The sequence below is a fragment of the Bradyrhizobium amphicarpaeae genome (assembly GCF_002266435.3).
GTDB classification, from domain to species: Bacteria; Pseudomonadota; Alphaproteobacteria; order Rhizobiales; family Xanthobacteraceae; genus Bradyrhizobium; species Bradyrhizobium amphicarpaeae.
In genome coordinates this window covers 2,520,030-2,536,227 of the sequence record NZ_CP029426.2, presented here as the reverse complement: position 1 = coordinate 2,536,227, position 16,198 = coordinate 2,520,030, and the positions used below count along the sequence as shown (strand labels likewise).

Sequence of the window (16,198 nt, the reverse complement as noted above, 5' to 3'; positions counted from 1 at the left end):
AGCGTGGAGACCCGACCATGAGTGTCACGATCTATCACAACCCCGATTGCGGCACCTCGCGCAACACGCTGGCGATGATCCGCCAGAGCGGCGTCGAGCCCGTCGTGATCGAGTATCTGAAGACGCCGCCCTCGCGCGACAGACTGATCGCGCTCGTCAAGGCCATGGGGATCCCGGTCCGTGCGCTGCTGCGCGAAAAGGGCACGCCGTTTCGAGAGCTCGGCCTCGACGATCCCAAATGGTCCGACGACGAGTTGATCGACCAGATGCTCGCACATCCCATCCTCATCAACCGGCCGATCGTGATCACGGACAAGGGGGCGCGCTTGTGCCGGCCTTCCGAAGCGGTCGTCGACCTCCTGGATCATCCGGTCGGCCGGTTCGTCAAGGAAGACGGCGAAGTCGTCGAAGCAGGTTAGACGGACCTCGATGGCAACAGCTGTCAGGCGACAGTAGGACGCAGTTTCAACAGGCTTGCGCAGTTGAAGGCGCGCATCACGGGCGCTATCGATCTACGAACTCCATCGTCGATCGGACAAACGCATGAGCACCATCACCGGCGGCTGTCGTTGCGAGCGAGGCCGCTGCGGCCCACCCGCAAGGTGAGCGAAAGCGGCGGCGAAAGGCTTCGCGCAACCTCTATCCGACAAGGCCTTTCAAGCCTGCATAGATGGAGCCGACGCCTGTGGCTGCGACGCCAGCCAACGGGCCGATGGTCTGCATGAGGTCCTGGATCAGGCGGGCGCGGCGGCGCAACTGCTCTTCGCCGACGTGCTGCCCCAACAGGCGTGCGACGCGGAAGGCGAACGCGTTCGGCTTGCCGCCCTGCGTCAACACGCGGGGCAGTACCTGGAAGATCACCACACTCAGGATGTTTCCGGAGACGAAAGCCAGCAGGATGCTGGCGCCATATTCGAACACTTCGCGCCATTCGATCCAGGCTTCCGGCAAGATCGGAACGTGATCGTGAACGCCGGTCACTGTCAGCATCGCCGAGATGCTGACCAGCGCCATCAGGAAAGCCAGCACGAGCGCCGTCAGAGTGGAGACACGGTGCAGGGGATAAGCCACGAAGCCGAACAGGAGCGGTATGGCGATCGAGGCGATCCGCAGCGGGATCGGCGAGACATTGAAGGTGATGGTCACGAGCACATGCGCGACCACCAGCAACAGGGATGGAACGGCGACGTAAAATACCGCATGCGTCCCGTAATAGCGCAGCGGGTTCTTGTAGCGTTCGAGCCGGACATGGACGCGGTCGAGATCGCGCCTGAGCTTGTCCAGGTCGGCGACGATGTCGTCGATTTCGGCCAGCATCGGCCGCACGATGCGCAGGTCCCGCGAGCAATGCTTGCACGCGATCGCCTCGTCCTTGATCGTCTCGGCGCAGAACGGACATTCCATCGCTAGCGCGACTTCCTTCGCCTGGTGATGGCTTCGACCTCGTCTCTCGCCCGTCTCAACTCATCGCGCAATTCCTCGCGCTTGCGCAGCAGATCGTCCCGCTCCGCGATCAACGTCGCGGGAACGGCGATGTCGCGCCCGCAGGCGCTGCAAACCAGCGCGCCCTCCGCAGTCCCGGCGCAGCAATAGGGACAGCTCACTTGGGTTTGACTTTCAGCGTAAATACGGTCGTGCCGGGCCGGCCGTCGCTGTCCTTGACGTCGACCCGCACCGTGTATTCGCCCGGCGGCAGCTCGGCGTCCTGCATGTTGATGCCCTCGGCCTTCACGAACGGCTTCACCCGCGCAGTAAGATCCACATTCGGCGTCCGGAGGAAGAGCATCTTGACCGAGTCCGGGTCGATCTTCGCGCCGCCGAACGATTCGAACTTCAGCACCAGCGGCATGGGAGAACTGACCGACTCGCCGGGCGAGATGAATTCGACCTTCGGGCCGCGCAGGATGCCGCGTCGGTCGGCCGCGACCGCGCCTTTCGGAGGCGGCAGCTTGGCTTCTTCCTCAGTGATCAATTGCGTGGCGCGCGAGGGTGCCGAAAGCAACAAAGCTGCCGCCAAAACGCCCAACAGAACAGTCCGCTTCATCGTCTTTTCACCCCTTGTCGCCTGCTCGTCACCGCAAGCCGCCATCGCCGATGATCGTGTAAGGCGCCCAGAACAGCGGATGCGCATACGCAAACTCGGTCTTGCCCTCGCTGTTGAGATAGCCGGGACCGTCGACGAGGGCCATTGCCGCCTGCCGCAGCGCTTCGCTGCGCGAGAGCTTGGGATCGTCGGCCTGCCGCTTGAACAGATCCGTCACCAATTGCCGCGCCGACTGCGAATGCACCGACCAGTTCGTCACCAGCAACGCACGCGTTCCGGCATAGAAGAAGGCGCGGCCGAGTCCTGACGCCGCCTCGGCGCCGGCACCGGCTCCCGCGCCGGTGTTGCAGGCCGAAAGGATCACCCAGTCCGCATCGAGCTTGAGGCCGAGAATCTCCTCCATGGTCAGGAGACCGTCGCCGCCCTCGCCTGTCACCGCAGGCGACGACAGCGCGAGCGCCGGCTGCGTCAGCCCGTTCAGCTCGCCCGGAACGAGGCCGTGGGTGGCGAAGGCCAGAATTCTGAAGCCGGACAGATTCATGGTCTTCACCGCGCTCTCGGTGGCATCCTTGCCGAGGAACAGCACCTTCGAGGGATCGGCCTGCAGCGCCAGCGCGATCGACTTCAGTTCGTCCGCGGTGTCGGGAAGGCGCGGCAGCAGACCGAGCTCGGCACTGTCAACGCCTTCGAGCTTGGGACTGTTGCGCCGCTTCAACGGGCCGCCGCGCGTGACATTGCCGCCGGCATCGGCGACCTGCACCTTCTCCCCGGCGACGTCCGCCTCGGCCTGCTGATCCCTGTTGAAATAGGGATCGCCGAAGGCGACGAGGTCGCCGCGGCCGGGCTTGCCCGGCGGCAATTGCCGCAGCGTGCGCAGCGCTGCCGCCGACGGCACCGTCGACACGGCATGGGTCCGCGCCAGCCACGGCACGTTGCGGTAGCCTGTGAACAGCGGGTCCTCGTCGGCCGCCACCTCGACCTTCGCGGTCGGCAACAGCGACAGCGGCAATAGCCCGAGCGCGCCATTGGTGACGACGATCAGCTTCTTGGCCGGCTTCCATCCGCTCTCGACAGGCTTGAGCAGGAGTTCGTAGAGCTCATGGCCGAGCGCGAGGTCGAACGGCGGAATGTCCGAGATCATCGCGGCCTGCGGCTCGAGCGCTTCGCGCAGCTTGCGGATCTTGCTCTCGATGTCGCCGATCCTGGCCGGCACGGCGGCGAACGCCACCGGCCCCGATTTCGACACAGCCCAGACGAAGCTGGCGTTCTGGCCGAAATAGAATGACAGCATGGCCTCGTCGTCGGCCAGCGTGGCGCGGATTTCGCCGACAGCAGGCGGCCGGGGCGAAACCAGATCGGCGTAGATCGGGAACTTCTGCTTGATCTCTTGCCGTGCCTTGTCGCGCTGCCCACGCAACGCCGCGATCGAGGCCTGGGTCTGTGCAACACCCTTGTCGTCGCGCTCCGCCGCTGGAAGGGAGAGCACGTTGTTGAGCGTGCCGAGCTGAGCGTTGACCTGCTTGGTCAGATCCTGCTCCTTGCGCACGAGCTCGGCGAGCGCGGGATCCTTTGCGGCCGCGCGCGCGCTCGAGGCGGCGAGGGCCTGCTGCACCGAACGGCCGCGGATGGCGTCGGCGAGACTGAACGTCTCTTCGCCGACATCCTTGTTGGTCCCCTCGGCCCTGGCCAGCAGCACCAGATAGCTCTCGACGATGGCCTGCAGGCGCTGGCTGCGCGCGGCGACCACGGTCGTGTTCTCGTCGTCGGCGTTCTCGTTGGCGCCCGCCATCATGACCGGGATGGCGGCCTTGTATTCGCGGATCGCCTCGGCGTCGCGTCCGGCGCGCATCAAGCCCATGGCCAGGGTGCCGCGCGCCGACGCGGCGTCGAAATGATTCTCGCCGACCCGCGCGATCTGCTTTTTCACGAGTTGCTCGGCGGCGGCGATGCCGGCGTCCAATTGCCCCGAACCATAGAGCGACAGGATGCGGGACGGATTGAGCTCGAACACCTGGCGGCGCTGGGGATCCCAGCCGGCAACGGCCTTGTCGATCCGCGCGAACATCGCGCCGGCTTCAGCGTTCTGACGGCGAAGTGTGAGGATGCCGGCGAGCTGCGACAGCAATTGCACCGTCGCCTGCGAGTCTTCCGGGACGCCCACCTTGTGGTTGATTTCGAGGGCGACGCGTCCGAGCTTTTCGGCCTCTTCGTAGCGGCCCTGGTCGACAAGGATGCCCGCAAGCCCCATCACGAAGCGCGGTGTGACGGAATTGTACTTGCCGGTATCCTTCAGGCGCGACAACAGCGCACGGCGCGCATCCACCTCGGCCTCGGCGAGCCTGCCCTGCTTCGCCTTCATGCGCGCCTGGTTCAGGATGATGCCGTCGATCGCCTGCAACAGGATGGTTTCCGCGGGCGGATTGTCGGCTTCCAGGATCGGCTTGGTGCTCGCGCGCTTGCGCAGCTCGGCGTTGCGATAGGCCATCTCGGCGTCGGCAAACTGTCCTCGCGCCTCGAAGATCAACGCACGGCCGAGCTCCAGCTCGCCTTCCCAGCTCTGGCCGAATTTGGCGTAGGACGCTCGCCAATTGGGATGACCGCTGGTGCGGGCCTCCTGGATCGCGGTCTGGCTGCGGCGCAGATAACCCTCGGCCTGCGCGACGTCGCCCATCTGGATGAGAACGCTGGCGATGCCGCGGTTGGTGTTGAACTGCAATCCCTTGGCCCCGGGCATGCTGGCGGATTCGCGCAGCAGCCTCTGCATGATTTCGAGCGAGCGCTTCGGATCGCCCGCGAGCGCATGCTGCAGGGATTGGAGTTGCAGGATACGACCCAGCAGGTTCGGACTAACCGCGCCGCGCCCGACCTCTGCGGCCTTGTCGGCATCCGCCATCGCTTCAGCGAGCCGGCCAAGCTGGGCGCGTGCGTTGGCGCGGTCGAAATAGAGCTGGGCGAGATCGGCGCGAGATTCCTTCCCGGTCGGAACGGCGTCCGCATCCGACTTGAGTTCCGCGATCATTTTCTCGTCGGGCTTGTCGCCGTCGAGAACCGCGGTGATGTCGGCGATGCTGCGGGGCGGCGCGACGAAGTCCTTCGGAAGCGCCGTGCCAGCCTCGAGCTTTGGCGCACTTTCCTTGGGGATGTCGACAGCCACATTGGCGCGGCCATTGGCTGCGTTCAGCGCCGCCATCACGCAGGCCCTGACCTGGGGCGATGCCTTGGCACGGCAGGCTTCGAGATTGGCGCCGCCACCGGCGCGCATGCAGGCCTGCACGATCGGCTTGCCGATGGTCATCCGGCAATTCTCGACCGCCGCTTCCTTGCTCAGCGCGGCGGCCGAGCCAGTGGTTCCGAGCAGGATGGCAAGCGGCAGCAGAATGCGGTGGGAAACGTCCGGACGGCTCGCAAAAGGACGCAGGGCGTCGTGGCGCATCGCTAAGGACCTTTGGGCAAATGACTTGATGAAAACAGGATAATCCTAGCAATCCGGACCGGAAGGACAAGCTAAATCCGGGTTCCCGCGCGGTGTCTTAACCGGGATGAAGCTTGCCAGGCAGGGGCGGCTTGGAATTGCGAACGCGAATGGAGGCCGACCTGGTCGCGGCGATTTGCACGGAGAGTGCCGCGCTGCGCTGGCCACGGTCCTTGTGCGTCAGCCCTTCGAGATGACCGCTCGGCCGTAGCGCGGCTGTGCCTGGACCGGCGGGTTGGCGGTCTGGGCGGCGAGCTCGCCGATCAGGCGGTCGGCGTCGGCGGCCATGCCGTCGGGGGCCTGGATCACCAGGCGCTCCAGCGCCCAGCGGTAAGACGAGATGCGCTGCTCCAGGCATTGCTGCACCCACTGCACGATCAGCGAGTTCTCCTGCATGCGCGCGACCGCGTCGTCCCTCTCCCTCGGCGAGAGGGCCGAGACGCGGGCCATGCTGGCATTGCGCTTCCGGTCGAGGTCGATGACGCGGATCGCGCTGGCGAAGAACGGCTCGAAGCGGGTGATGTCGTTGCGCACGTCCTCCATCAGCTGCGCATAGCGCGAGGAATGCGAGCGGTGCGGCTCGTCGATCAGCGTGCGCCCGTACATGGTGCGGTCGAATACGATCTTCTGCCGCCACGGCGAGGGCATCGCCTTGTAGTCGCCGAATACGCTCTTCCAGGCGGGGCGCGACAGCGGCGGCTCGATCATGGGATAAGCGAGGTCGCGCAGCTGGCGCTCCTCGTCGGTCAGTTGAAATTGCGACGGCTTCAGGCCGACGCTGCCGGTGACCTCGGCGCCGAGCCAGGCATGCATGTCGTCGCTGCGCATGTCGGCGCGGGTGCGGCCGAAATCGCCGCCGCTGCACGCGCCGAGGCTCACAGCCAGCAGCGTGAGCATCGCAGCCGACAGGACAGATCGGATCTGGCGGATAGTGTCCGGCACTGCAAAGCCGGTATCAGCGACGACGACGACGGCGCCCCGGCGCTGTGCCCTGCTCCGGGCCGTGATCGCCGCTGGTTTCGTCTGCCTCGCGCTCGATACGGATGACGGGGAGGATCAGGATCGTCCCCATGTCCGCGCGCGGAGCGACATCCCCCGACGAGCCCACCCGGCGACCGGCCGGAAATTCAATGATGGTCCCCATGTCAGCTCTCTTGATTGCCGCGCGATCATGCGCGCCCGTGCAACATGCATTCATTAAGATCAGTTCATGGTTAACGGGGTGTAAACGTCGCAATGGAACCGTAACTGCACGGGCCGGCTGCGACGTCCCGTTACGGAACGAACTCGCTTCAATTCGAGCGTTCGGCTTCACGCCTCGTTTTCCTTAACGAGCCTTTAAAGGAGCCTGCGATAGGCTGGCGACGAGTATCTCTTCCAGGTCGCGTATCCTCCATGACCAAGTCGCTGTTTCCCGGATTCGACGGGCTGATGTCGCTCTCCCGTCGCGAAGGCGTCGATGTTCGGCCGACGCTGCTGCGCGTGCTGACCGACCTTTACGTCCAGAAGAGCACCCACAGCGACGACGAACAGCGGCAATTCGTCGAGCTTGCGACGCGGTTGATCGATCAGGTCGACGATGCCACGCGCGCAGCGGTCAAGGCGCGGCTGGCAATCTATCCGCAGGCGCCGATCCCGGTTCTCCAGAAGCTCGGGCTGGTCGCGGCGCAGGAAGGCCGCAGGGTTCCGTTGGCGCGCGAGATCCCGACGCCCGCACCCGCCCCCGCCCCCGCGCCGGTCCGCACGCCGACCGACGCCGAGCGGCGCATGGCCGCCAACATGGCGATGCAGCCGACGGACGCCGCCGAGATCCACGACATGTTCTTCCGCGCCGGCTCCTCAGAACGCGCGCTGATCCTGCACAATCTGGCGCAGACCCCACTGAAGGCCGCGCCCCGCATTCCGACCGCGCGAGCCAGGCGCGCATGGCAGATCCTGGAGATGGCGGCGATCGCGGGCGATGTCGAGAATTTCACCCTCGAGCTCGGCGATAGCCTGATCCTGCCCTCGCGCGTCGCAGCCCAGATCGTCGACGATGCCGGCGGCGAGGCGCTGGCGGTCGCCGCGCGCGCGCTCGACATGCCGAGCCCGAACTTCCAGCGCATCCTGCTGTTCTTCAAGCCGGCGATCGGCACCTCCGTGAACGAGGTGTACCGGCTGTCGCGGCTCTACGACCGCCTCAGCGACCGTTCGGCGCTGGTGATGCTGGCAGCGTGGCGCGGCTCGACACTCGCCGTCACCCGCGCAAAATACCAGCCGTCCCTACATGACGGTGAACGTCAGCGCGCCCGCGCCGGCGCAAGCCAGACCCGGCCGGGCGTGCAGCCCGGCGCGATGCCGCGCCGCACCGGTACCGACGGATCGTCGGAGCGGTAGCGCAGACGGTTTAGCGGGTAGCCCGGGCACGCAACCAGCTTGCAATAACGGCGGAGCAATTACGTCTTCGCCAGTTCGAGAAAATGCCGGCCCGCGCGGTCCTCGGTCTCGACGATCCAGGCGTCCGGATCGAAGCGGATTTCCTTGGCCAGACGTTCCTCGACCGTGTGCTCCGGCAAAGGCTGCGGTGCGACCGGCACGAAGAAGCGATCGACCGGGCGGTCGTCGTCGTAAGAGGTCTGCGGCGCCGGCGCGTAGAGCATCGCATTCCCGTCGAGCAGCGTGACCTTGACGAACACCGCGCCCGCCTCCTCGGCACCGCGACGAACCACAGCGCCGTACACGCCCTCGGTCTGGCACCGGCGCAAATAGGCCGCGACCCATATGTTGGATTTCAAACGCATGAGTCGAACGATAGGCCAGCGTGACGCGCGCCGCCAGTGTCAGTGTCCGAATGTCACGCCTTGCTTACACCTTGCCCGCCGTTGATCTGGCGTGCCACGAGGTATGACAGCGGCATCGCAAGCGCGAATCCCACGGCGACCGCATAGGGGATGTTCCTGATTGCGTCGGCGGCGAAGCTCGGCACCATCAGCACGACGATCATGCTGACGCCCGCGAGCACCGTACCCAGCATGATCCAGACCAGAACCGAGACCTTGAACATGACAACCTCTCTTCTTCCTTGAAGACGAGCGATCATGTTCCCCGAAGCTGTCGGCCGTCATTGATCCCGAGCAAATTGCCCGCGCACGGGCGCGGCCAGTCTTGCCGGAGCGGCATGGCGGGAATTGATCGGCGTCAATGACAGCGGATGCGCGCTATTCGACCGGATGGCCGATCGCAGCGCCAAGCTCGCGCAGCAGCCGGTCGGACAGCTGGCCTGTCACCTGCATCCTGTGCTCGCGCTCGAACTTCTGGATCGCGGACTGGGTTTCGCCACTCATCGTGCCCGTGATCTTCAAATTGCCGTAGCCATATTCGGACAGCGCGCGCTGCACCCCGGCGATGCGCCGTGCGGCCGGGCTCTGCGGCATGGGAATCGGCGCCGGCGGACGCATGGCGGACGGCGCCGTCGACGTCGTTTGCTTGACCAGATTGGTCATCGGATCGTTCGAGCGCGTCGATGCGGTCGCCTCGACCGGTTTCTCCGGCGGCTTCTCGGCGGCTCGCTCCACAGGCTTGGGCTCGGCGCGGAACTCCGTCGCGCGCGGCTCCAGCGGCGAGGTGTCGGCCCCGACGGGGCGCGGACGCGGCAAGGGGTTCGACAGCGCCACGGAGGACGGCGCCGGAAGATTGATCACAGTGCCGAACATCGGCGCCGGATGCCGGCCGGTCTGCAGGAACAGCGCGTTGGCAACGATCGCGCTGATCGCAGCGACCGCGACGAGGCCGGCGAGCGTGTCCTTGGGGCTGTGCAGCAGCACGCGCATCACGAGGTTGCGCTCGGTCTCGACATCGACAACCGCGGCCTTGGCGCCACGGCGGCGCGGAGCGGCTTGGTCCTTGGCAGACTTCCTAGGCACTTTTCTTCACCAGAGCGGGTTGGTCCTGAGACTGGTCGCGAGCTTGGTCTTGAAGGTCGTGGCGCAGCGCCGGCGTCAGCGTCGCGACCTTGCTCTCCCTGACTTGCGGCGGCGTGTAGACGAGCGGCAGCCTGACGATGACGACAGTGCCCTCTCCTAATCTGCTTTGTACCGTCAATTCGCCGAGATGCAACGCCACGAGGCTCTTCACGATGGAAAGTCCGAGGCCGGTTCCCTCGTGACGGCGCTGATAGGTCTTGCCCGCCTGGAAGAACGGCGCGCCGATGCGCTTGAGGTCGTCGGCCGCGATGCCGACGCCGGTGTCATCGATGCGCAGCGTCAGCTGCGAACCCGACACCGAAGCAGTCACCGAAACCTGACCGCCGCGCTCGGTGAACTTGATGGCGTTGGCGACGAGATTGAGCACGATCTGCTTGAACGCCCTTGGATCGCCGGTCATGACCGGCAGATCCTGCGGCGCATCGGTGATGAGGTCGATGCCGTTCTCGCGCGCCTTCAGCGCCAGCAGATTGCAGCAATGCAGCAGCGAGGCGCGCGGCGCGAACGGCTCGGACGCGATCTCGAAATTGCCCGACTCCATCTTGGACATGTCCAGGATGCCGTTGACGACCGACAACAGATGCTGGCCGGAATCGTTGATGAGCTGGGCGTATTCCCGGCGCTGCGCCGCGCCCAGCATCAAAGTCTGCTCCTGCGCGATCATCTCGGAGAAGCCGATGATGGCGTTCAACGGCGTGCGCAACTCGTGGCTCATCGTGGCGAGGAAGCGCGTCTTGGCGGCATCGGCAGCTTCCGCGGCGCTGCGCGCCTGGTCCAGCGCCTGCTCGGACAGCCTGTGGTCGGTGATGTCGCGCATCACGGCGACGATCTCGGCGTCGCGCGTGACGTCATTACGAGGATTCTGGCCGATATCCTGGTCGAGCGGGCGGCAGCGCATCTCGACCCAGAGGAAATCGACCTGGCCGCGCTCCGAACCGTCAGGCTCACGCCGCAGCCGGAACTCGATGCTGCGCACGTCGCCGCGCGCGGCATCGGAGAGCGCGGTGAGATAGGCCGGGCGATCGGCGACATGGACGCGGTCGAACAGGCCATGCCCCAGCAATTGCGCCACCGGCATGCCGAGCATGGCCTCCGCCGCCGGCGAGATGAATTGCACCGCACCGTTGCGCCGGTGCCGCGAGACGACGTCGCTCATGTTGCGGGCGAGCAGGCGATAGCGCTCCTCCTCGCGCGACAGCAGGGCAACGCTGGTACGCGCGAGCGACTCCGCGCCGAAGGCAAGGCCGGCGGCATAGAGCGTCGCCGAGACGACGCCGCACGCCATCAGCACGCCGCGTTCTGCGGCGCTGGTGTCTGCAACCGGCAACCAGCCGAGCTGGCCGGCGAGGATCAGGAGTCCCGCACAGGACAGCGCCAGCAGGGATGCGAAGGCCGCGACGCGGCGCGAGGCCGACAGCGCGGCTTCGAGGGGAACCACGACGAGCCAGACCGCGGCGAATGATTCGATGCCGCCCGTGCTGCCCGCGACCGCCATGATCAGGCCGGCGAGCGCCAGCGACGACAGCACATGCGCGCCTTCATAGCGGCCGGTGCGCGACAGGAACCAGGACAGCAGGATCGGCGCGATCAGCCAGGCGAACGCGGCGACCTCGACCGCGCTCGGCGCGCCGCGCATGGCGAGATAGACAGGGAATGCGGCAAAGGCGGCCAGGCTGCCGAGCAGCCGCGGCGCCATGAACGCACGATGACGTGCCCGCATCAGCGCATCGTAACGCGCGGAGGGATGCAGCAGTGCATCGAGACAATCGCGGATGATACTCAAAACTGTCACGGGTCTCGCGCTTCGGCTCACTCGTCTTTGGAAGACGTGCCGCAACGCCTCCTTATCGTTGAGCCACCGTGTCAGAGCGACCTTAAACGAGTGCTAAGGCGGCTCGGTGCGCGGCCGGACGCCGGCACATCGCGGGGCCTTTTAGACGATTTGGCGACGTCTTCGGCGAGGATGGTGAACACAGGGTTTCACGCATCCCGGCATGGTTTCGAAGTGGTGGACATGCGTGCCGGCAAAATCACGGGCGCCGGCGTCAATCGAAAATTTACGACACCGTCGATCTCGAAGAATTTTGGGCAAATTTTCCGCGAATTAAGCTCAAGGCAATCACTTGCGATTTATCGAGAGTTGCTAGGTCGAAACGCGCGCGGACCATCGCCGCGGACGGGATCTAACGTACAGGTCGACAAGATGCGCTTTCTGCTCCGCATCACATTCTGGCTCGGGCTGGTGCTGGTGCTCCTGCCCCGGGACAAGACGCCCGAATCGGAGAAGCTGCCCCAGATCGGCGCCGCCGACGCGGTTCAGGCTGCGACCGCGGCCGTCTCCGACATGACCCAATTCTGCAAGCGCCAGCCTGCGGCCTGCGAGGTCGGCGGACAGGCCGCGACCATCATCGGCCAGCGCGCCCAGGATGGCGCGCGCAAGATCTACCAGATCATCAACGACAAGAAGGAGCACATCGGCAACGACAGGAACGAGAAGAACGACAAGAAGGCGCCCGACCATACCGGCTCGATCGCGATGGCCGGCGAAGACAATGCCGTCTCGAGCGAAGCGCCGCACGACACCCTGAGCCAAGACGACCTCGCGCTGGAATGGCGCGGCCCCTCGGCTGCGAATTAGCGCCCAAACCCTATCGATTTCATCTCCTCGCATCCTTATATTGGCCCCAACGGGAACACGGGCCAGCATGACGACGATCGACGAAATCAGGGACAATTTCGAGCTTCTGGACGAGTGGGACGACCGCTACCGGTACGTCATCGAGCTCGGCCGTACCCTGGAACCGATGCCGGAGGCCGAGCATTCCGCCGCGAACAAGGTCAACGGCTGCGTCAGCCAGGTCTGGCTGCAGAAGCTGGTCGACCGCGATGGTGGCGCACCGATCCTGAAATATCGCGGCGACAGCGACGCGCATATCGTGCGCGGGCTGGTCGCGATCGTGCTCTCGCTCTATTCGGGACGCACGCCGCGGGAGATTCTCGATACCGACGCGATCGCGGTGTTCGACGAGTTCGGCTTTCGCGATCATCTGACGCCGCAGCGCTCCAACGGCCTGCGCTCGATGGTCGAGCGCATCAAGACCGATGCGAGAGAGGCGCTCGCGGAAGCGTCGTAGAAGAGACTCGAAGGGTGGTTAGGCGAAGCCGTAACCCACCGCTTCTCTAGCCGCGGAAACGGAATTGGTGGGTTACACTGCGCTAACCCACCCAACGAGGCCGCGCTCTGGACTATTTTCCCTTCTTCCGCTGCTGCTGGCCCAAACCCATCTGCTTGGCCAATTGCGAGCGCGCCACCGCATAGTTCGGCGCGACCATGGGATAGTCGGCCGGCAGACCCCATTTCTCGCGGTATTGCTCCGGCGTCATGTTGTACTGCGTGCGCAGATGGCGCTTCAGCGACTTGAAGCGCTTGCCGTCTTCCAGGCAGACCAGATAATCGGGCGCGATCGACTTCTTCAGCGGGACCGCCGGCTTGGCCGGCTCGAGCGGCGCGGTCTCGGTGCGTCCTGACGACACCCGCACCAGGGCGCCGTGCACTTGGCTGATCAGGTTCGGAATCTCCGCAGACGGCGTCGGATTGTTGCTGAGATAGGCCGATACGATGCTCGCCGTCAGCTCGATGAAATTCTTAGCCCCGGCATCCGACATGAGCCCGCCCTCTCTGCACTTGCGCCTCACGGGATAGACGACGCGAACTATTCCCTGTCAACAATACGTTCGGCCGAAACAAGACGACCGACGACGCTTGACTGCCGCGCAGCGGAGCTCAGGGCCGCTGGTCGAGATGGGCGCGCAACTCGTCGATCGAGGCAAAGCGCATCATGCCCTCCGGCATCTGCGCTTCGATCGAGCCGTCGGAGTAGAGCGAATAGGCCATGCCGTCGACGATTCCGGATTTGAGCACGGTGACGGGCGGTTGCTCGACAGGTGGCGGCGGTTCGGGTGCAGGCGGAGCTGTCTCCGCAAAGGTCGAGGGAGAACGCGGCGGGGGCCGGCGCGCGGCGGCCGGCGGCTCCGGCGGGCGCATGCGGTCCGGCTTCGGCCAGGCATCGTCAAAGCTTGCCGGCGGACTATCCGCGGCCTCACCGGGCTCCGCATGAGGTGGCGGCGCGCCGTCGGTGGTCTTTGCCTCCGCGCGCTCGCGCTCCTTGCGTGAGGTCGAGGCAAACATCAGGTTGCGGCGGCGCGGAGCTTCCGGCGGCGGCGCTTCCAGCTCCGGCGGCGTCTCGACACGCGGACGCTCGCGCGCGGCAGCTTCGCTCTGCCACGGCGGCGGGCCCGCGGCGGGGGTTGGCGGCTCGATCCTTCCCTCCATCCCTGCGGCCGCGGCGGGCATCGGCTCGGGCGCAGCAGCACCCGGCACGGCAACGGCCGGCCCGGATGCGGCGAGGCCCGGCAGCACGGGCCTGACCCGAACCTCGGACGGTGCACCGGCCAGCCGGCGCGCGATACCCTTCAGCTCCATGGCCACGACATAGAGGCCGGCCAGTAACATCCCGGAGCAGACGGCGATCGTGCCCGAGACTATCAGGGGGCTGCCGAGGCTGAACTCCCTGACGGAGAAGCCGAACAGGATCGAAAGGAGGCCCGCCACGATGGCGAAAATCCCCGCGATCAACAATGCCAAGGTCATCGAACTCACCCCCGGCCGCGCATCCACACACGACCCGTCACGCACGATACCGTCATACGATGTTCCACGCCAACGGCGAATTGCAGGCGGCGTTCCTAAAGGGAAGGAAATCAGGGACTTATTCACATTCCCTTCAGCTACGGCTCGCTACTGCTAGGCTGCTGTCAATATCCGGAATTGCTGCGTCGCATCAGGAATTTATCTATAATGCCCAATTACTTGGTAATGGAACTGCGCTATAGGGAGTCCGGGGAGCAGGCCCGCGCGCACCAGCCGGGCCAAGAGGGGATTCCGGGGCACCGATAGCCATGACATCCATCACGACTTCGGCGATCGACACGCCTCAACGGCGCTCGGTCGAGCGGACCTGCGACGATCTCGCCATGCTGGTGCTGGCTGCGGTCGCCATCGTTGCAGGCCTGACCTTCCGCGACTACGGCCTCGGCTGGGACGACTACACCCACGCCGAATATGCCGATCTGCTGCTGCGCATGTTCGGTTCCGGCTTCAGGGACACCGCCGCGCTCTCCTTCGCCAATCTCTACATGTATGGCGGCGGCTTCGACATGGTCGCGGCCCTCCTGCACAAGATCATTCCGCTCGAGCTGTTCGAGACGCGACGCCTGCTCGGCGCGATCGTCGGCGTGATCGGACTTGCGGTGACCTGGCGGCTCGGCCGCCGCGTCGGCGGCCCCCTTGCCGGGCTTGCCTCGCTGCTGCTGCTCGCGCTGTGCCCGATCTTCTACGGCCACATGTTCATGAATCCGAAGGACGCGCCCTTCGCGGTGGCCATGATCATCCTGATGCTTGGCCTGGTCCGGCTCGCCGAGGAATATCCCAAGCCCTCGCCGCGCACGATCCTGATCGTCGGCCTTGGTGCCGGCCTCTCGATCGGCTGCCGCATTCTCGGCGGGCTCGCGCTGGTCTATGCCGCGTTCGGCTTCATCCCGCTGTTCCTGGCGGAACTGCGCACCGAAGGACTGCGCGAATCGGTCCGCCGCTTCGCCCATGTCGTCTATGTGCTGCTGCCCGGCCTCGTGTTCGGCTATCTCGTGATGGGCCTGATCTGGCCGTGGTCGATCCTGGAGCCAAGGAATCCCTTCGAGGCGCTGACCTACTTCTCGCATTTCTTCGAGAAGCCGTGGAAAGAGATGTTCGACGGCGCGATCGTGTCCGTGCCCGACATGCCCTGGTCGTATCTGCCGACGCTGTTCGCGCTGCAGCTGCCCGAGGTCATGCTGGTGCTGATGGGCGGCGCCGTGTTCAGCACTTTCGCCATGCTGCCGCGCCGCGAGGTTCCGGCACGCCGCAAGACCATCATGCTGATGCTGACGCTGGCAGCGACCCTGCCGCTGGCGATCGCAATGGTGAAGCGGCCGGCGCTGTACAACGGCATCCGCCATTTCGTGTTCGTGATCCCGCCGATGGCGGTGCTCGGCGGCGTCGCATTGGCCTGGCTCATGGAGCGTCTGCGCGCCAATCACCGCACCTGGCAGCCGGTCGTGCTCGCGACCTTCTGCTTCGGTCTTGCTTTGTCGCTGTCCGAGATGATCCGGCTGCACCCCTATCAATACACCCACTTCAATCACATCGCCGGTACAGTGCGCGGCGCCGACGACCGCTTCATGCTGGACTATTGGGGTCTGGCGCTGAAGCAGGCCTCCGACGAATTGCGCGAGCAGTTGGTCGAGCGCCAGGAAGTGCCGCCGGCCGGCCGTAAATGGAAGGTCGCGGTGTGCGGACCGCAGCGCCCCGCTCAGGTCGCGCTCGGGCCCGACTTCACCATCGGCTGGGATTCCAATGCGGCCGATTTCGCGATGACACTCGGCGAGTTCTACTGCAAGGGCCTCACCGCGCCCGTGATGGTCGAGATCAAGCGCGACGACGTGGTGTTCGCCCGCGTCTACGACATCCGCGGCCGCAGCATTTCCAGCCTGCTGTCGATCCCGGCGCCGTAATAACCTTCTCCGAAACCGTAGCCCGGATGCGCGAAGCGACATCCGGGGTTCCTCGCAGAGCAGTCCCGCATGTCGCTTCGCTCATGCGGGCTACGCGCGACAGCTACGCTC

General features: G+C 65.6%; 17 protein-coding genes. 5 read left to right on the top strand and 12 right to left on the bottom strand.

Annotation, left to right across the window (positions count from 1 at the left end; translation table 11 throughout):
* Positions 1 to 17 precede the first annotated feature (17 nt).
* Positions 18 to 419 carry an arsenate reductase (glutaredoxin) gene (gene arsC, locus CIT40_RS11665; RefSeq protein WP_094896084.1) on the top strand — a complete coding sequence of 134 codons (402 nt, stop codon included), beginning with the start codon at positions 18 to 20 and terminating at the stop codon, positions 417 to 419.
* Positions 420 to 639: 220 nt separating this feature from the next.
* On the opposite strand, the gene CIT40_RS11660 is transcribed toward arsC, so the two are convergent.
* From CIT40_RS11660 to CIT40_RS11635, 6 genes are all read right to left on the bottom strand, one after another.
* Positions 640 to 1,404, bottom strand: coding sequence for a hypothetical protein (locus tag CIT40_RS11660; RefSeq protein WP_094896083.1), 765 nt, complete (start codon positions 1,402 to 1,404; stop codon positions 640 to 642).
* Positions 1,405 to 1,406: 2 nt separating this feature from the next.
* Positions 1,407 to 1,604, bottom strand: a complete 198-nt coding sequence (locus CIT40_RS11655; protein WP_094896082.1) for a hypothetical protein — start codon at positions 1,602 to 1,604, stop codon at positions 1,407 to 1,409.
* Positions 1,601 to 2,089 (bottom strand): Ig domain-containing protein, encoded by a 489-nt coding sequence (locus CIT40_RS11650; protein ID WP_244611952.1) that lies wholly within the window; start codon positions 2,087 to 2,089, stop codon positions 1,601 to 1,603. The genes CIT40_RS11655 and CIT40_RS11650 overlap by 4 nt, the downstream gene beginning before the upstream one ends.
* Positions 2,073 to 5,477: a CHAT domain-containing protein gene (locus CIT40_RS11645; protein ID WP_094896081.1), complete on the bottom strand. Its 3,405-nt coding sequence runs from the start codon at positions 5,475 to 5,477 to the stop codon at positions 2,073 to 2,075. Before CIT40_RS11645 ends, CIT40_RS11650 begins: the two co-directional genes overlap by 17 nt.
* A 219-nt stretch (positions 5,478 to 5,696) precedes the next feature.
* Positions 5,697 to 6,458, bottom strand: coding sequence for a hypothetical protein (locus CIT40_RS11640; RefSeq protein ID WP_094896080.1), 762 nt, complete (start codon positions 6,456 to 6,458; stop codon positions 5,697 to 5,699).
* A gap of 13 nt (positions 6,459 to 6,471) precedes the next feature.
* Positions 6,472 to 6,660, bottom strand: coding sequence for a hypothetical protein (locus tag CIT40_RS11635; RefSeq protein WP_018315770.1), 189 nt, complete (start codon positions 6,658 to 6,660; stop codon positions 6,472 to 6,474).
* A gap of 251 nt (positions 6,661 to 6,911) precedes the next feature.
* On the opposite strand from CIT40_RS11635, the gene CIT40_RS11630 reads away from it, so the two are divergent.
* A complete protein-coding gene (locus tag CIT40_RS11630) occupies positions 6,912 to 7,892 on the top strand; it encodes a DUF2336 domain-containing protein (RefSeq protein ID WP_094896079.1) in 981 nt (326 codons plus the stop codon).
* Positions 7,893 to 7,951: 59 nt separating this feature from the next.
* Here CIT40_RS11630 and CIT40_RS11625 read toward each other — a convergent pair whose 3' ends face one another.
* The 4 genes from CIT40_RS11625 to CIT40_RS11610 all read right to left on the bottom strand — a co-directional run bounded on the left by CIT40_RS11625 (position 7,952) and on the right by CIT40_RS11610 (position 11,270).
* Positions 7,952 to 8,296 carry a DUF1491 family protein gene (locus tag CIT40_RS11625; RefSeq protein ID WP_094896078.1) on the bottom strand — a complete coding sequence of 115 codons (345 nt, stop codon included), beginning with the start codon at positions 8,294 to 8,296 and terminating at the stop codon, positions 7,952 to 7,954.
* A gap of 53 nt (positions 8,297 to 8,349) precedes the next feature.
* Positions 8,350 to 8,559: a hypothetical protein gene (locus tag CIT40_RS11620; RefSeq protein WP_162307452.1), complete on the bottom strand. Its 210-nt coding sequence runs from the start codon at positions 8,557 to 8,559 to the stop codon at positions 8,350 to 8,352.
* Between the two features lie 154 nt (positions 8,560 to 8,713).
* Positions 8,714 to 9,418 (bottom strand): peptidoglycan-binding domain-containing protein, encoded by a 705-nt coding sequence (locus CIT40_RS11615; RefSeq protein ID WP_094896076.1) that lies wholly within the window; start codon positions 9,416 to 9,418, stop codon positions 8,714 to 8,716.
* Positions 9,411 to 11,270 carry a PAS domain-containing sensor histidine kinase gene (locus CIT40_RS11610; RefSeq protein WP_162307451.1) on the bottom strand — a complete coding sequence of 620 codons (1,860 nt, stop codon included), beginning with the start codon at positions 11,268 to 11,270 and terminating at the stop codon, positions 9,411 to 9,413. Before CIT40_RS11610 ends, CIT40_RS11615 begins: the two co-directional genes overlap by 8 nt.
* A 411-nt stretch (positions 11,271 to 11,681) precedes the next feature.
* On the opposite strand from CIT40_RS11610, the gene CIT40_RS11605 reads away from it, so the two are divergent.
* Both CIT40_RS11605 and CIT40_RS11600 read left to right on the top strand, forming a co-directional pair.
* Entirely contained in the window at positions 11,682 to 12,116 is a 435-nt protein-coding gene (locus CIT40_RS11605) for a DUF5330 domain-containing protein (protein WP_094896074.1), read from the top strand.
* Between the two features lie 67 nt (positions 12,117 to 12,183).
* Entirely contained in the window at positions 12,184 to 12,612 is a 429-nt protein-coding gene (locus CIT40_RS11600; protein WP_094896073.1) for a SufE family protein, read from the top strand.
* Between the two features lie 112 nt (positions 12,613 to 12,724).
* Here the strand turns inward: CIT40_RS11600 and CIT40_RS11595 are convergent, their stop codons facing one another.
* Together CIT40_RS11595 and CIT40_RS11590 are read right to left on the bottom strand one after the other, a co-directional pair.
* Positions 12,725 to 13,144, bottom strand: coding sequence for a Ros/MucR family transcriptional regulator (locus CIT40_RS11595; protein ID WP_094896072.1), 420 nt, complete (start codon positions 13,142 to 13,144; stop codon positions 12,725 to 12,727).
* A 118-nt stretch (positions 13,145 to 13,262) separates the two neighbouring features.
* A complete protein-coding gene (locus tag CIT40_RS11590; RefSeq protein WP_094896071.1) occupies positions 13,263 to 14,129 on the bottom strand; it encodes a hypothetical protein in 867 nt (288 codons plus the stop codon).
* 308 nt (positions 14,130 to 14,437) lie between these two features.
* Between CIT40_RS11590 and CIT40_RS11585 the strand changes: the two genes are divergently transcribed.
* Positions 14,438 to 16,087, top strand: a complete 1,650-nt coding sequence (locus CIT40_RS11585) for a glycosyltransferase family 39 protein (RefSeq protein ID WP_094896070.1) — start codon at positions 14,438 to 14,440, stop codon at positions 16,085 to 16,087.
* Positions 16,088 to 16,198: the final 111 nt, after the last annotated feature.

Excerpts from the sequence above, each read along its gene's own strand:
- arsC (WP_094896084.1), top strand. The coding sequence starts at position 18 with ATGAGTGTCACGATCTATCACAACCCCGATTGCGGCACCTCGCGCAAC.
- CIT40_RS11660 (WP_094896083.1), bottom strand. The coding sequence starts at position 1,404 with ATGGAATGTCCGTTCTGCGCCGAGACGATCAAGGACGAGGCGATCGCG.
- CIT40_RS11650 (WP_244611952.1), bottom strand. The coding sequence starts at position 2,089 with ATGGCGGCTTGCGGTGACGAGCAGGCGACAAGGGGTGAAAAGACGATG.
- CIT40_RS11645 (WP_094896081.1), bottom strand. The coding sequence starts at position 5,477 with ATGCGCCACGACGCCCTGCGTCCTTTTGCGAGCCGTCCGGACGTTTCC.
- CIT40_RS11635 (WP_018315770.1), bottom strand. The coding sequence starts at position 6,660 with ATGGGGACCATCATTGAATTTCCGGCCGGTCGCCGGGTGGGCTCGTCG.
- CIT40_RS11630 (WP_094896079.1), top strand. The coding sequence starts at position 6,912 with ATGACCAAGTCGCTGTTTCCCGGATTCGACGGGCTGATGTCGCTCTCC.
- CIT40_RS11625 (WP_094896078.1), bottom strand. The coding sequence starts at position 8,296 with ATGCGTTTGAAATCCAACATATGGGTCGCGGCCTATTTGCGCCGGTGC.
- CIT40_RS11620 (WP_162307452.1), bottom strand. The coding sequence starts at position 8,559 with ATGTTCAAGGTCTCGGTTCTGGTCTGGATCATGCTGGGTACGGTGCTC.
- CIT40_RS11605 (WP_094896074.1), top strand. The coding sequence starts at position 11,682 with ATGCGCTTTCTGCTCCGCATCACATTCTGGCTCGGGCTGGTGCTGGTG.
- CIT40_RS11600 (WP_094896073.1), top strand. The coding sequence starts at position 12,184 with ATGACGACGATCGACGAAATCAGGGACAATTTCGAGCTTCTGGACGAG.
- CIT40_RS11595 (WP_094896072.1), bottom strand. The coding sequence starts at position 13,144 with ATGTCGGATGCCGGGGCTAAGAATTTCATCGAGCTGACGGCGAGCATC.
- CIT40_RS11590 (WP_094896071.1), bottom strand. The coding sequence starts at position 14,129 with ATGACCTTGGCATTGTTGATCGCGGGGATTTTCGCCATCGTGGCGGGC.
- CIT40_RS11585 (WP_094896070.1), top strand. The coding sequence starts at position 14,438 with ATGACATCCATCACGACTTCGGCGATCGACACGCCTCAACGGCGCTCG.